Annotated in this window: 13 protein-coding genes; 8 read left to right on the forward strand and 5 right to left on the reverse strand. The window is 59.3% G+C overall.

Translation table 11 applies throughout. From position 1 onward, the window contains the following. Window positions 1–234: 234 nt before the first annotated feature. Window positions 235–864: a biotin transporter BioY gene (locus NW806_RS03900; RefSeq protein WP_414410098.1), complete on the forward strand. Its 630-nt coding sequence runs from the start codon at window positions 235–237 to the stop codon at window positions 862–864. A 208-nt stretch (window positions 865–1,072) separates the two neighbouring features. On the opposite strand, the gene gshB is transcribed toward NW806_RS03900, so the two are convergent. Then, window positions 1,073–2,020 carry a glutathione synthase gene (gene gshB, locus NW806_RS03905; protein ID WP_414395361.1) on the reverse strand — a complete coding sequence of 316 codons (948 nt, stop codon included), beginning with the start codon at window positions 2,018–2,020 and terminating at the stop codon, window positions 1,073–1,075. 203 nt (window positions 2,021–2,223) lie between these two features. Between gshB and NW806_RS03910 the strand changes: the two genes are divergently transcribed. Then, window positions 2,224–2,952, forward strand: coding sequence for a pentapeptide repeat-containing protein (locus NW806_RS03910; protein ID WP_414410099.1), 729 nt, complete (start codon window positions 2,224–2,226; stop codon window positions 2,950–2,952). A gap of 48 nt (window positions 2,953–3,000) precedes the next feature. Here the strand turns inward: NW806_RS03910 and rpmB are convergent, their stop codons facing one another. Both rpmB and NW806_RS03920 read right to left on the reverse strand, forming a co-directional pair. Then, window positions 3,001–3,237, reverse strand: coding sequence for a 50S ribosomal protein L28 (gene rpmB / locus NW806_RS03915; RefSeq protein WP_414395357.1), 237 nt, complete (start codon window positions 3,235–3,237; stop codon window positions 3,001–3,003). A gap of 23 nt (window positions 3,238–3,260) precedes the next feature. Then, window positions 3,261–3,617, reverse strand: coding sequence for a hypothetical protein (locus tag NW806_RS03920; RefSeq protein WP_414405094.1), 357 nt, complete (start codon window positions 3,615–3,617; stop codon window positions 3,261–3,263). 179 nt (window positions 3,618–3,796) lie between these two features. On the opposite strand from NW806_RS03920, the gene NW806_RS03925 reads away from it, so the two are divergent. From NW806_RS03925 to cobN, 4 genes are all read left to right on the forward strand, one after another. Further along, the gene (locus tag NW806_RS03925) at window positions 3,797–4,903 is read left to right on the forward strand and encodes a dockerin type I domain-containing protein (protein WP_414410100.1); all 1,107 of its coding nucleotides are present in this window, start codon (window positions 3,797–3,799) and stop codon (window positions 4,901–4,903) included. Between the two features lie 401 nt (window positions 4,904–5,304). After that, on the forward strand, window positions 5,305–6,456 hold the full coding sequence (locus NW806_RS03930) for an SBBP repeat-containing protein (protein ID WP_414410101.1): 1,152 nt from the start codon (window positions 5,305–5,307) through the stop codon (window positions 6,454–6,456). Between the two features lie 169 nt (window positions 6,457–6,625). After that, the gene (locus NW806_RS03935; protein ID WP_414410169.1) at window positions 6,626–6,910 is read left to right on the forward strand and encodes an SBBP repeat-containing protein; all 285 of its coding nucleotides are present in this window, start codon (window positions 6,626–6,628) and stop codon (window positions 6,908–6,910) included. 50 nt (window positions 6,911–6,960) lie between these two features. Further along, entirely contained in the window at window positions 6,961–9,171 is a 2,211-nt protein-coding gene (gene cobN, locus NW806_RS03940) for a cobaltochelatase subunit CobN (protein ID WP_414410102.1), read from the forward strand. Here the strand turns inward: cobN and NW806_RS03945 are convergent. Then, window positions 9,168–11,906, reverse strand: a complete 2,739-nt coding sequence (locus NW806_RS03945) for a valine--tRNA ligase (protein ID WP_414410103.1) — start codon at window positions 11,904–11,906, stop codon at window positions 9,168–9,170. The two genes, cobN and NW806_RS03945, sit on opposite strands and share 4 nt — an antisense overlap. Before the next feature lie 178 nt (window positions 11,907–12,084). Between NW806_RS03945 and NW806_RS03950 the strand changes: the two genes are divergently transcribed. Continuing rightward, window positions 12,085–12,684, forward strand: coding sequence for a hypothetical protein (locus tag NW806_RS03950; RefSeq protein ID WP_414410104.1), 600 nt, complete (start codon window positions 12,085–12,087; stop codon window positions 12,682–12,684). A 60-nt stretch (window positions 12,685–12,744) separates the two neighbouring features. Here NW806_RS03950 and NW806_RS03955 read toward each other — a convergent pair whose 3' ends face one another. After that, on the reverse strand, window positions 12,745–13,557 hold the full coding sequence (locus NW806_RS03955) for a phosphatidate cytidylyltransferase (protein WP_414410105.1): 813 nt from the start codon (window positions 13,555–13,557) through the stop codon (window positions 12,745–12,747). 14 nt (window positions 13,558–13,571) lie between these two features. Here NW806_RS03955 and NW806_RS03960 point away from each other — a divergent pair, with 14 nt between their 5' ends. After that, window positions 13,572–13,790: a hypothetical protein gene (locus NW806_RS03960; protein ID WP_414410106.1), complete on the forward strand. Its 219-nt coding sequence runs from the start codon at window positions 13,572–13,574 to the stop codon at window positions 13,788–13,790. Window positions 13,791–13,813: the final 23 nt, after the last annotated feature.

A 13,813-nucleotide genomic window follows, 5' to 3' on the forward strand; every position in this document is an offset into this window, starting at 1 on the left:
TTAAAGCCAATTCTGTGTATCAAAGGCTAGCTATTTGCTGAAAGGGGAAGCTATTTTTAGGGGCTTAATGCCCTTTTCTTGTTGCTTCCAAGTGATGCTTTGCTGCGTTTGTGAGTTATTCCCCAAGCTGTACTTGCCCAAGCGCGAATGCCTTAGGAAAGGGTTAGTGTGTACTTGCCCTCTCCTTTGCATTCCCCTATACTGACTTTCATGTCTCGACACTCCAGGTGCTCTATGACTGCGAGTTACCTACCCTTGGCCCAGACTTTTCTGCCCCGTTCTTCTCGCATTCGCGATCTGCTGCTGGTGGTGGGAGGGAGTCTATTCGTAGCAGCTCTGGCGCAGGTGAGGATCCCTCTGCCTTTTACACCGGTGCCCATCACTGGACAAACCTTTGGGGTAATGCTGGTGGGAGCAGGCTTTGGGGCCAGGCTGGGCTTTCTCGCCTTGCTGCTGTACCTGCTGGAGGGGCTCTTGGGATTGCCCTTCTTCAGCGGCGGCGGCTCTGGGCTCAGACACCTAGCGGGGGCAACAGGAGGCTACCTGCTGGCTTTTCCCTTGGCCGCAGGGCTAATGGGCTGGTTTGTGGAGCGCTGGGGGGTAGATCGCAGTCCCTGGAAGATGGCAGCGGCAATGCTCTCCTGCTCGGCTTTGATCTACGCTCTGGGAGCTACTTGGCTGGGGGTGTGGCTGAACGAGAATGTTGGACCCACCTCCGCCTTGGCGGTGCTCAGCAAGGGGGTGTTTCCCTTCATTCCCGGGGATTTACTGAAGTGTGCGCTGGCCGCAGCCCTGCTGCCCACCACTTGGCGCTGGCTGGGGCGGGAGCAGTCGGCAGCCGATCCCGAGTCACCCTCCCCCTAGGAGCAGAATCTAAAAAAAAGATGATGTCTGCTGGGACCGAGTTTTTTTTCTGGGATCCTAGTACTTGATCAAAGCGGTGTTCAAAGCCACCCATTAATGGAGCGCGTCTTTATATTGCTCTAGAGCTTTGTAGGTCGCTGGCCGGTCGCGACATGCCCCCCTTGGGGGCCCTTTTTATTGGCCCTACAACGTTGAAGGGCACGCTAGCTTAGGTTTTAACAGGTACCTTTTTCTCCAGCCACTCGGCCACTTGGTTAGCCAGATCAACTCCCTGCAACTGACTGATCTCCCGCAACATGGTTGGGCTAGTAACGTTAACCTCCGTCAGCCGCTCGCCAATCACGTCAATGCCTACAAAATAGAGTTTCTCCTGGCGCAGTACTGGCGCCAAGGCTGCGCAGAGAGCCCGTTCCTTTTCGGTAATCTCAGTTTTCTCCACCCGACCCCCAGCAGCCACATTGCCCCGGAAATCTCCCTCGCTGGGGACGCGGTTGACTGCACCTAAAGGTTCTCCCTCCAGCAACAAAATGCGCTTATCTCCCGCTGCTGCCTGGGGCAAATACTCTTGCACCATCACGGGCAGCCGGCCAAATTGAGTGCTCAGCTCGATGAGGGAATTGAGGTTGGGATCCCCGGCAGTGAGCCGTAGGATCCCTTCTCCCCCTTTGCCGCCCAGAGGCTTAAGCACTGCCTGCCCTACCTGCTCGACAAATTGGCGGAGCAAGGCCTTATTGCTGCTAACACAGGTGCGCGGGATCCACTCCTTAAATTGCAGGGCGTAGAGCTTTTCGTTGGCCGAGCGGATGCCAGCGGGATGGTTGAGCACTAGGGTACGGCTGGGAGGGAGGTGATCCAAGAGGTAGGTGGCGTAGAGATAGGCCGTATCCACCGGCGGATCCTTGCGCATCCATACCGCCTGCATATGACTCAAGGGCACCAGGCGCCGTTCTTTGACCTCATACCAGGGATCCGCCTTTAGATCCAGCACGATTTCGGATACCGACCCCCACGTTTCCCCTTGATCCCAGTAGAGATCGCCCAATTCCAGACAGAAAACGCGGTGTCCTCGTCGCTGTAGCGCCTCCATCAGGGCAATGCTGGTGTCGTGGTTTACCTGCAACTGGGACAGCGGATCGACGATAAAGGCTACCTGCATGGGTGGTTAGGGTTCGCAAACAAAAGGCTGCCCCGAGTATGCAATAAATCTGAGCGAATTCAGCAGGGCTGGCTTTATTAACATCCTCTTAACCTCAGCAAGCGGCGCAAACGTTAGCTTGATAAATGGAATTCCTAGTTAGCCCTCCATCCTCGGCTAGGTTGACCGGGTTTCTGGTTCAGTTTGTGAGGAATAGCCCATCCGTGAGTGCTCCTTCTTCTCAACCCTTGGAGCCGGTTCGCATTGAAACTACGCGGGATCTGCTGGAAGCCCTGCGGCAGGGACGTTCCCTTGTGGGTGCCAACCTCGAAGGCGCTTACCTCTCGCGGGGCCTGTTCGACCGCATTCGGATGCCCAAGGCCAACTTGACGCGGGCCAACCTGCGCTCGCTCAGCATGCAGCAGGCGGATCTGCGGCTGTGCAACTTTCGCCGCGCCGAGATGGAGCGGGCCAATTTTGCTGCCTCAGATTTGCGGGGATCCAGCTTTAGCCAGGCTATAGGGGACTATAGCAACTTCACCGCTGCCAAGCTGGACAAAAGCAGCTTTCAGGAAGGCCACTTCAGCCACTCCATCTTTCATAAGGCCAGCTTGGTGGCTGCCAACCTAACGGGAGGCGACTTTTTTGCCGCTGACTTTCGCCAAGCCAACCTATTTCGCTGCAACCTCTCGCAGGCAGTCCTGGCTTGTTGTCAGCTGCAACAGGCTAACTTCGACCAAGCCCTCTTGGTGGGAGCCAACCTGCAAGAAGCCCAAATCGAAGGGGCCAGCTTTGTCGGCGCCGACTTTACCGACGCCAAGCTCTCCGAGGAAATGCGCAAGTTCTTGATTGAGCACGCCAGCGGCACCAACGAGCTGACCCAGCGGGACACTCTCACCACGCTGCTGGCAGGACTAAGGCCTAAGTCGCGCAAGCTGTTTGGGCTGCTGTAGGCTGGGTACAAATCCTAGGTTGGCCCTGAGAGGTCGGAATCCCAAACCTTAAAATTGGTTGAGGTCGATGCCAGCCTCGCGGGCCATAGCTCCTAGCCCTTTGGTCTTAAGGGTTTTCAGGGCCTTGGTGGAGACACGCAGACGAACGAACCGCTTACCTTCTTCCCACCAGATGCGCTTCCACTGCAGGTTTACTTCCTGCAAGCGCTTGGTGCGTCGGTGAGAGTGGGAGATGGCAAAGGCGTTGTTGCGCTTTTTGTTGGTCAGTTGGCAGCGACGTGCCATAGGAGGCAAGCAACTCAGCCCCGCTATTGTATAGCGCCTTTCCGCTGGGCAGCAAGTTGGGCTTGCAACTGGGCTAGCTCTGCCCTCAATTGGGCAAAGGTTTGTTGGCAGTGGTTGACGCTTCTCAGGGGCAGCTCTTCGTTTTTGGCAATGCAAGTTATCTGAACAGGCCCGTCGGGGCCTTGGCCAGTGCGATCCACCAACACTTCCACGGTTACCAGCTTGGTGTAGGGGTTTTTTCCGGGGGGCTCGCCAGCCACCCAGTAGTCAGGACTGTGGTGGAGGATGGTGAGCTGGCAACGCTCCAGAAGGGCGCGGATGGCTTCGCTCAACTGCTCGGCCGAGCCCGTAAGCTGGGCAGTGCAAGAATATCGAGCCATAGGACGGCAAGTCACCACGGCTATCCTACCATCAAGTCTTTGGCTCCTGCAGCCAAAGGCAAGCAAAATTGGGCTCGAGAGTACTCTGCTCCGGCTCTGCCAGTTCTAACTGGGAGAAAATGAACTGGGCTAAAAAAACATAAGGAGCCCCTTCCGGAGCTCTCGCCGGGGAAGTTGCGATGTCTAGGGTTTCCCCTCTAGCCCCTTCTCTCTTGCTGCTGGGATCCCTTGCTCTAGCTTGGACAGGCGTGGCTTCTGCCCAAGCGCAGCCTTTTCAACCGGGCGATCTGGATGGGGATGGCCGTTTGACGGTGCAGGATCGCAACCTGTTGGGGGCCTATTTGCGGGGAGAGCGGGGGCTGACTGACAACCAGATCCTGGCTGCCGATGTCGATCAGGACGGGCGGATTACGGAAGCCGATTGGCAGGTTCTGCAGCAGCGCCTTCAGACAGCTACGGAAGCTCCCACCGGACAGGTGCAGTTGGATTCTGCCTACTCTGGGCAGGTGGTGGACCGCCTCACAGGGCAGCCCTTGGCTGGGGTGGAGGTAGCCATCCCAGGGGCAGGGATTGCAGTGCGCACCGATGCCCAGGGGCGGTTTCGCCTGCCAGGGCCGCTGCCGGCAGAAGAGATTTTGGTGGCGCGGCTGGAGAACTATTTGCCCTATTCCCAGAGCACAGGCAACGGACAGATCGGCCGGGATCGACCTCTGCAGTTGCAGTTGGAGCGCTGGGATCCCAACACTACGCTGGTGCTGGAGGCCAATGTCATTCGCCTAGGCGATAACCGGTATTCGCCTGAGTCGGCGGCTGCCAGCCGGTTTCTAGGGCCTGCCCAAGCGGTAGAGATGACCCGCTCCTTCACCTTGGAACGCCTGCCGCCTCGCCCACCGGTTTTGCGGATTGGATCCCTGATTGGGTTGGATACTGCCGCTGCCTATCGGGCTGGCCAATCTCGGATCCCCACCGCCGATATGTCCCCTCTACAAGTCCTTCTGAATGGGGTGGAAGTTGAGCAAGTTCAGCTAGGAGGAGACGACCTGCGCATCCCTCTGCCGCTACAGCACTTGCGCCTAGGTTCAAACACCGTAACGCTGCGCACTGGCAAAACTTGGGTTCAGACAGGCGGGATCGTCAGCGGCCCCCGTGTCAGTATTCCTCTTTTTGGTGGATCCCTGCAAATTCTACTGCCGCTAGGAGGTAACCCCCTCAGCCAGCAGGGTGGAGCGTGGGTGGATTACGACGATGTGCAGTTAGCCAACGTCACGATTGAGCTCCGCAACTAACCTAACTTGCGCTGGCTAGGGATCCTGGCCAAAGCCCTTCCGAAAGGGCAGATGGCCTGCTGTTGCCTCTACCCCAGCATCTATGGAGGAGGCTTCCCAACATCCCCAGATGCGTCACGTCAGCGTTGAGCAGGACGCTTTGAGGACGTGTCTGCAGGTCGCAAGCCCATTCGCCATAGCTTCATCCGCCCCGCCCGCCCATCGAACGTGAAACCCACCCTTGGGCCGTGGCCGTGCGGCGACACCTGGAGTTCACCTGCCCCAGCTTGCCCAGACATGCCATGGCTGTTGCGGGGAGAGAGGCGGATAGCTACTCTATCGAGAGGACAGGTTCCTTTGCCAAGCGCCGGCCTGGGCCTATGGGCAGGAAGCAAGCGCTGAGTAAGGTGGTTCTCTCTGGTGTGGCTCTTGCCAGCTCAGCGCTTCTAGCTGCCTGTGGCCGGGATCCTGGTCCTTGGTCTCGCCAGTTTGGCACCCCTTCCTCCGACGAGGCGCGCGCCCTTGCTGAGGACGGGCAGGGGAATGTCTGGGTGGCAGGGATCACCGAAGGAAGCCTTCCTGGCCAAAGTTCTGCGGGGGGCAGTGACGTTTTCTTGCGCAAGTACAACGCCCAGGGCCGAGAGCTCTGGACGCGGCAGTTTGGTACCCCTGCTTCGGACGAGGTTGTTGCCCTGGCAGTGGACAGGAGGGGGAATGCCTGGGTGGCAGGGATGACCCACGGTGCCTTCCCTGGCTACAGCAATGCCGGCGAAGAAGACATCTTCCTGCGCAAGTACGATCCCCAAGGCAGAGAGCTCTGGACGCAGCAGTTGGGTAGCGCTGGGCCTGACCAAGTCGTTGCCATCGCTGTGGAGGGCAAGAGCAACGTCTGGGTTGCAGGAACAGGGGCAGGCAAGAGCTTTGTGCGCCAGTACAACGCCAACGGCAAGCCGCTTTGGGTCCGCGAGTTGGGAGCCCACCAGCAGGTCGCTGCCCTGGCTGCCGATGGGGCAGGAAACCTCTGGATAGCCGGATTCGTCCACGACCGCGCAAGAGCCGGTGGCTTTGTCTGCAAGCACGATCCCAGTGGCAACCAGGTTTGGATGCGCCAGTTTTCCCACCGAGGAGGCGACGGCGCTCTTTCCGTGGCCGTGGGAGGGGAGGGGAAGGTTTGGGTGGCAGGCTACGCCCAGGGCAAGAATCCGTCCAAGGCCTATGAGGTCTTCGCCCATCAGTACGATCTGTACGGCAACGAGCTCTGGAGCCGCCAATTTGCAGGTGGGCAAGGGGAGCGCGTCCTAGCCATTGCTGTGGATGGGAGTGGAAGGATTTGGGTAGCAGGCCACACGCAGGGGTCTTCCTCGAGGCGCAGCGACGCCTTTGTCCGACTTTACGAGACCAACGGCGGCGAGCTCTGGCGCCATCAGTTCGGCAGCGCCGACTTCGACTGGATCCAGGCCATTGCTGTAGGCCAAGAGGGCACCCTCGTGGTGGCAGGCGTAACCTGGGGATCCCTTGCCGACCAGTCCCATGCTGGGATGAAGGATGTCTTTGTGCGCAAGTACGGTCGTTAGTCCGGGGTTATTTTTCTGGAGCAGGATCCGGCTCCCCTTGTTGTTCTTTCGGCAGCCGATACAGATCTCACAGCTAAACAGGTGTCAGCTGCAGAAAGCTACGCCGTGCTAGGCTCTAGGCGGTGCGGCTTTGGTTGCAAGGGGAGAACTTGAGAGAGATGAAAAAAGGGTGTCTAGGATAGCTCTTTTAGGAGCCTTAACTTCTTTTGCTGGTTCAACTTTCTGGGGAGCCTGCAGTTTCTCTCCAATCGATTTAGGTTTAGCCAGCCGTTCAACCGATTTGGGTTCAACCGAGTGGATCCGCCAGTTCGGAACCCCTGCGGATGAGGGGGCTGAGTCTGTTGCTGTCGATGGGCAGGGGAACGTTTGGGTAGCGGGATACACTGAGGGAGCCCTTCCCGGCCAGTCGAGCGCTGGCGGTCAAGATGTCTTTGTGCTCAAGTACAGTCGCTAGTCAGGACGTACCTTGAGAAAGGTTTCATGAGGGTCACCTAGCGCTAGGCCATGCACCGAATAGCAGCTTTGCCCGGAGGATGGGATCCCACCCAGTCCGGGGTTATTTTTCTGGAGCAGGATCCGGCTCCCCTGGTTGTTCTTTCGGCAGCCGATACGGATCTCACCGCTTTGAGCGCAGCTCTTTCGCTCTTGCCCCAAGACTTCCCGGAGGTGCGGGCTGCCAATCTCTTGCACTTGCAGCAGCCCCTGAGCATCGACGACTACGCCGAGAAGGTATTGCAGCAAGCTCAAGTTATCCTCATTCGCCTGCTGGGGGGAAGGGCCTACTGGAGCTACGGCCTAGAGGTGGCCAAACAGGTGGCAGCCGAGGCGGGATCCACCCTAATTGTCATTCCCGGCGATGATCGCCCTGATTGGGATCTGGTGAGCCATTCCACTGTGCCTCTAGGGGTGGCGGATCGGGTGTGGCGGTACTGGCTGGAGGGGGGAGCGGAGAATGTGGCGGCCTGTCTGCTGTTTCTAGTCAGGGAATTTTTGGGGCGCCAATATCCCGTGCCGGATCCTCAAGTGTTGCCTCGCCTGGGGGTCTACCACCCTCCTGTCGCTCTGCCGGCCCCTTCCCCAGCTCCCAAGGTGGGGATCTTGCTCTACCGGGCCCATGTGCTGGCGGGAAACACCCAGCCCATCGATGCTTTGGCCAGAGCCCTGCTGGAGCGGGGGTTGCAGCCCTTTTGCCTTTACACCTATAGCCTTCAAGACCCGGACTTGCCTCAAGCCCTTCGGGATCACTTTGGCGGCCAGATTGAGGTGTTGCTCAATACCACCAGTTTTTCGCTAGCGCGCTTGGACAGCCAGCAGCCCGATGTGAAACTATGGCAGGAGTTGGATGTGCCCGTTTTGCAGGTCATCCTCAGCAGTGGACCCCGGCAGAGCTGGCAGGACTCGACGCGGGGCTTGGGGGCGCGGGATCTGGCCATGAATGTGGCTTTGCCCGAGGTGGATGGGCGCATTATTAGCCGCGCCATTTCCTTTAAAGCTGTTCAACAGCGGGATCCCCGCTTGCAAACGGAAGTCGTGGCCTATGAGGCTGTGCCGGATCGGGTGGAGTTTGTAGCCGATCTAGCAGCCAACTGGGTAAAACTGCGGCGCACTCCCCCTCCCCAGCGGCGACTGGCTTTGATTTTGGCCAACTACCCCAGTCGGGATGGACGCCTGGCCAATGGAGTTGGGTTGGATACGCCAGCTAGCTGTGTCGAGATCCTCAAGGCCCTGAAGGAAAACGGCTACCAAGTGGGCCCCATCCCCCAGAGCGGCGATGAGTTGATTGGCTGGCTAACCCAAAGCCAAACCTATGACCCGCTGGGATCCCTGCGGCCGGCTCGGCAATGCCTTTCCGCCGCCCTTTACCGCGAGTGGTTTGCCCGCTTGCCGGAGCCCATCCAAACCGACCTCGTCCGGCAATGGGGGGATCCGCCCTCTCAGGATATTCCCGTGGTGGGACTGCAGCTAGGGCACGTTTTTGTCGGCATCCAGCCGCCGCGGGGCTACGACCGGGATCCTTCTTTGAACTACCACGCCCCAGATCTGGTGCCCCCCCACGAGTACTTGGCCTTTTACCTGTGGCTGCGGCAGGTCTTTGGCGTGCAGGCGGTGGTGCATGTGGGCAAGCACGGCAACTTAGAATGGCTGCCTGGCAAGGGATCCGCCCTTTCCTCTACCTGCTACCCCGAGATTGCCCTGGGGCCCCTGCCCCACTTCTACCCTTTTATCGTCAACGATCCAGGGGAAGGATCCCAGGCCAAGCGGCGAGCCCAAGCCGTGATTATCGATCACCTCACCCCGCCCCTCACCCGCGCCGAGCTGTACGGCCCCTTGGCGGAGTTGGAACGGCTAATGGATGAGTACGTGCAGGCCCAACAGTTGGATCCCAGCCGCTGTCCCCTCATTCGCGCCCAGATTGAGGAGCTGGTCCGCTCAGAGCACCTGGATCAGCAGTTCAACCTGGAAAAAGAGGAAGATTGGAACCGCCTGGATGGCTATCTCTGCGAGCTCAAAGAATCCCAAATCCGGGACGGGCTGCACATCTTTGGCCGCATGCCCAGCGGCGAGCAACTGGTAGATCTTCTGGTGTCCCTAGCCCGCTACCCTGGCCATGGACAGCTGGGCCTTACCCAAGCCATTGCCCGCGACTGGGGATGGGACTGGGATCCCTTGACCGCCGACCTGACGGATCCCTGGCCGGACAAGCCCTACCCCTAGCCCAGCTTCTCCAAGCGGGCCTGCAAGAGCTGCCTCTGGGCCTCCAGCTCCGCCAGTTGCTTGCGGCTAGCCTGCACTACTTCGGGGTTGGCGCGGCTCAAGAAGGTAGGGTTTTCCAGGCGAGTGCGGATCCCTTGGGCCTCTTTTTCCAGTTTGGCTAGGTCTTTCTGCAGCTTGGCCCGCAGCGCTTCCACGTCCACCAGCCCTGCCAGGGGCACCAGCACCTGCACCGTGCCCACCACGGCCGCCGCCACCTGCCTGGGCTCCGTGGCTAGGGATCCTGCAATCTCCAGCGACTCAACCTTGGCCAGCTCGCGGATATAGGCCTGGGCGGCGGTGAGAATCCGCTGCTCTTCAGGATCCTCGGTAACCAGCAGCGCGGCGATGGTTTGATGGGGCTTGAGGCCAGCTTCCGCTCGCAGGTTGCGCAGGCTGGTGATGACTTGGGTGACCAAGCCAAACTCTCGCTCCAGTTGGGGGTTAACCCAGCTGGGGTCAGGGGTGGGATAGGGCTGCACCGAGATGGAAGTAGTCTGGTTAGCCTGGGTAAGCAGTTGCCAGACTTCTTCGGTGACGTGGGGCATCCAGGGGTGGAGCAGCCGCAGAATGGTCTCCAGCACGGTGGCCAGTACCTGCTGCACCGTGCGCTTGGAGGCCAGGTCTTCTCCCCGCAGCCGGGGTTTAGCCAGCTCGATGTACCAGTCACAAAAGTCGTCCCAAATTAGGGAGTACAGAAGCCGCGCCCCCTCGCCCAGGCCGTAGGCTTCCAGCTCCTCGATCACTTGGGTGGCTGTGGAGTGCAGCCGGGAGAGGATCCAGCGATCGGCCAGCTCCAGCGCTTCCGGGACAGGGGATCCCAGTTGGGCGGGGGTCTGTCCCTCCAAGTTCATCAACACAAAGCGGGAGGCGTTCCAGATCTTGTTGGCAAAGTTGCGGGCTGCCTCCACGCTGGCACTCTCGCCGGTCTTGCGGTCGTAAGCCAAGCGGATATCCTGCCCGGCCCCCACCACTTCCCTGACCAGAGCGTAGCGCAGGGCATCGGTGCCGTACTTGTCCAAGAGCTCGATGGGATCGATGCCGTTGCCCTTGGACTTGGACATCTTCGCCCCGTGCTCGTCCCGCACCAGGCCGTTGATGTAGACATCTTTGAAGGGGATCTGGCCGGTAAACTGCACCCCCATCATGGCCATGCGGGCCACCCAGAAAAAGATGATGTCGAAGCCCGTCGACATCAGGGAGGTGGGGTAGTAGCGCTTGAAGTCCTCCGTCTCCTCTGGCCAGCCCAGCGTGGAAAAGGGCCACAGAGCCGAGCTAAACCAGGTGTCCAAAACATCGGGATCCCGCTCCAGCCGCTCAACTTCTGGACCAAACTTCTCCCGCGCCTTGATCCAGGCTTCCTCCTCATTGCGAGCCACCACAAAAACCTGGGGATCCTCAGGGAGCTGGCCGTTGATGACCGGATACCAGGCTGGGATCTGGTGCCCCCACCACAGTTGTCGCGAGATGCACCAGGGGCGCAGCTTCTCCAGCCAGCCCGTGTAAACCTTGGTCCAGCGCTCCGGAATAAAGCGGGGGTTGTGGTGTTCCCGCTCCTCCTGCAAGCAACGAGCTGCCATCCCCGAGACATCGCAAAACCACTGGATGGAGAGCAAAGGCTCAATGGGCACACCCCCCCGGTCGCTATAGGGCACGGTATGGGTGTACTCTTCCACCTTCTCCAGCAGGCCGTGCTCGGCAAACCACTGCACCACCTTCTCGCGGGCCACAAAGCGATCCAGGCCGGTGAAGGGATCCCCGTTCTCGTTGAGGGTGCCGTCCTTGTTGAGGATGTTGATCAAGGGCAACTGGTGGCGCTGGCCCATCTCAAAGTCGTTGGGGTCGTGGGCTGGGGTAACCTTGACGCATCCAGACCCAAAGGTGGGATCCACATACTCGTCGGCAATGATGGGGATAAGGCGATCCTTGATGGGCAGCCGAATGAACTGGCCGATGAGATGGCGGTAGCGCTCGTCTTGGGGGTTAACCGCCACGGCTGTATCCCCCAGCATCGTCTCAGGGCGGGTGGTGGCCACCACCAGGTACTGGCTGGGGTCGGCGGCCAAGGGGTAGCGGAAATGCCAGAGGTGGCCCTTGACCTCTTTGTTGTCCACCTCGATGTCGGAGACCGCTGACTGGGTGGCCGGACACCAGTTGACCAGATACTCGCCCCGATAGATGAGCCCTGCTTCGTAGAGGCGGACAAAGGCTTCCGTAACGGCCCGGCTCAGCCCCTCATCGAGGGTAAAGCGATCCCGTGTCCAGTCCAGCGACAAGCCCAGCCGCCGCAGTTGGCTTTTGATGGTGCCCTGCGACTCCTCCTTCCAGGCCCAGGCCCGCTCTAGAAAAGCCTCGCGGCCCAGGTCAAAGCGGCTCTTGCCCTCCTGGCGCAGTTGGTTTTCCAGAATGGTGTGCACGGCAATGCTGGCATGATCCGTGCCCGGCAGCCAGAGGACGTTGTAGCCGCGCATGCGCTTGTAGCGCACCACCACATCCGGCAGGGTAAAGGCAAAGGCATGGCCCATGTGCAGGCTGCCCGTAACATTGGGCGGGGGCAGGACCATGCTGAAGGCTTCCCCCGGCGCCTTGGGATCCGCCACGTAAAACCCCTTTTCCTCCCAAAAGCGCTGCCACTTGGGCTCGGTCTCAAAGGGGTTGTACTGGCTGGGCAGGTTGGCGAGGGAAGGTGCAGCAGTCATAGGGAGGATAGGCCAACGGCTGAGAAGGATGAATCACTTTGATGAATCACTTTATAGAGTAGCAGTTCAACCCTTTGCCCTTCGGGGTAGAGTGGCCCATCGGTCTTGACCCCGATCACACAGCTAGAGAGGGATTCCGAGCTAGGGTACTACCATCCTCAGCTTTGGGTACGGCGTTATGTCCAGATCATTGACGGCAACGGTACTGATGGCCCTGATGGCTCTATCCCCTGGGATCCCTGCCTTGGCGCAACAGGACTGGAAGAGATCAGAGAGAGACATCCTACTTTGTCGTGGGGAGCCTTTTGAACCAGGCTCTCTGGCAGGTTATGAAGCTTGCTTCAGTGCTCGCCTTCATCCGGATGAACAATCCTGGCCGCCTCTACTACCCCTGATAGGCCTGTATTTTACCCCGCACTCTGACTACGGCTTTTGCTTTGTAGGTGCAAGAAAGCCCGGTAGCCTGGAGGCAATTCTCGTCGGTCGAAGTGGAGAGCTCATCTCTGGCCTAGATAGCCCCTCAACCCCTTCTGAACTAGAAGTAGAAACCCCCCAGATTATCCAGCGAAAAGCCCGCATTCTCGAGGTATACAAACACACTTTCAGTATCAGCCAACTGGATCAGCCACTGGCGGTTTACGCCCAACTGGTGGTTTACGACGAAACCGAGTTGAACTTGGAGGGGTTCGTGCCTGTGACTGCGCCTCCAGGATACCTCATTTTCATTTCGCCGGACGAGTTTTTAGAGGCTCCCCAGTGCCAAGCCATTTTGAATTGAGGACTCCTCCACTTGTAACTGGTGTGCGTTCTTGGGTTTTGGCAGGCTTACGAGATGGCTCTAGAGCCCAGAGTAAGCGTTGAGCCATTCCATGAAGTAAAACACCAGTGGCGCGGTGAACACATAGCTGTCTCCCCGATCCAAGATGCCACCGTGGCCCGGGATTAGATCCCCGGAATCTTTCACCCCTGCATCCCGTTTCATCAGAGATTCTGTGAGATCTCCCAGCAGGCTGGTTAACCCAATCAAAAACCCCAGAATGCCCCCACTCAACCAGCTCCACGGCCAGCCCAGGTAATAGGCTCCAACCACCGCAAGGGTCATGCTGGCGGCAATCCCGGCTACCGCCCCTTCCACCGTCTTTTTCGGGCTGAGGATGGAGAGCTTGGTGCGCCCAAAGGCCCGACCACACAGGTAGGCCGCTACATCGGCAGCGATCACGCAGCCAATGGCCAGCAGCGTAATCCATAGCCCTTCGCCCAGCCCTTGCGCAAAAGACAAGGCCCTGACCCGAATCCAGAAGCTGGGCAGCAACGCACAGTAGAACAACCCCAAAATCGAGGTGGCAATATCGGCAATGGTGGCCACCTTGGGCTTAAAGAGCAAATAAAAACAGATGATCGATCCCGCCACGATAAAGGCAGGGCTGGTCCACTCGGGCTTGACCTGCTGCAAAATCACCAGCACCTGGCTGGAAAACATGGTGGTGCGCATGGCCGGCGCATTGCCCTTAGCCCGCACCAGACGAAAGAACTCCAGTTGGGCCAGAAAAATAATCAGCCCAAGGGCTGCCGTGAAGTACCAGCCCCCTAGCAGGGTAACCGTCAGGGCAAACAGCACCGCCACGAAACCGCTAACCCAACGGGCTCCCATAGGCGCACCCCGCTATGTTGGCCAGCCGTTCCGGTTCGGGGGAGAGATCCCAGCCGCCCGAGACCCTTGCCAGGGTGCCTGCTCTTGCGGCCTTCGCCTCAGCGGGACGGAGTTTTGACTTCGACGTGGCTGCTGCAACGGCAATGCCTCCTGCCTTAACCTTTCAGTCTACCGCTGGGATCCCCCGCGATCTCCAGTTGGCGGGATCGCAGGTGTTCCTGAGCGTGGGATAATTGAAAAGCCGCAAGAACGGGTT

The organism is Synechococcus sp. W65.1, from assembly GCF_047461615.1.
Classification (GTDB): Bacteria; Cyanobacteriota; Cyanobacteriia; order Thermostichales; family Thermostichaceae; genus Thermostichus.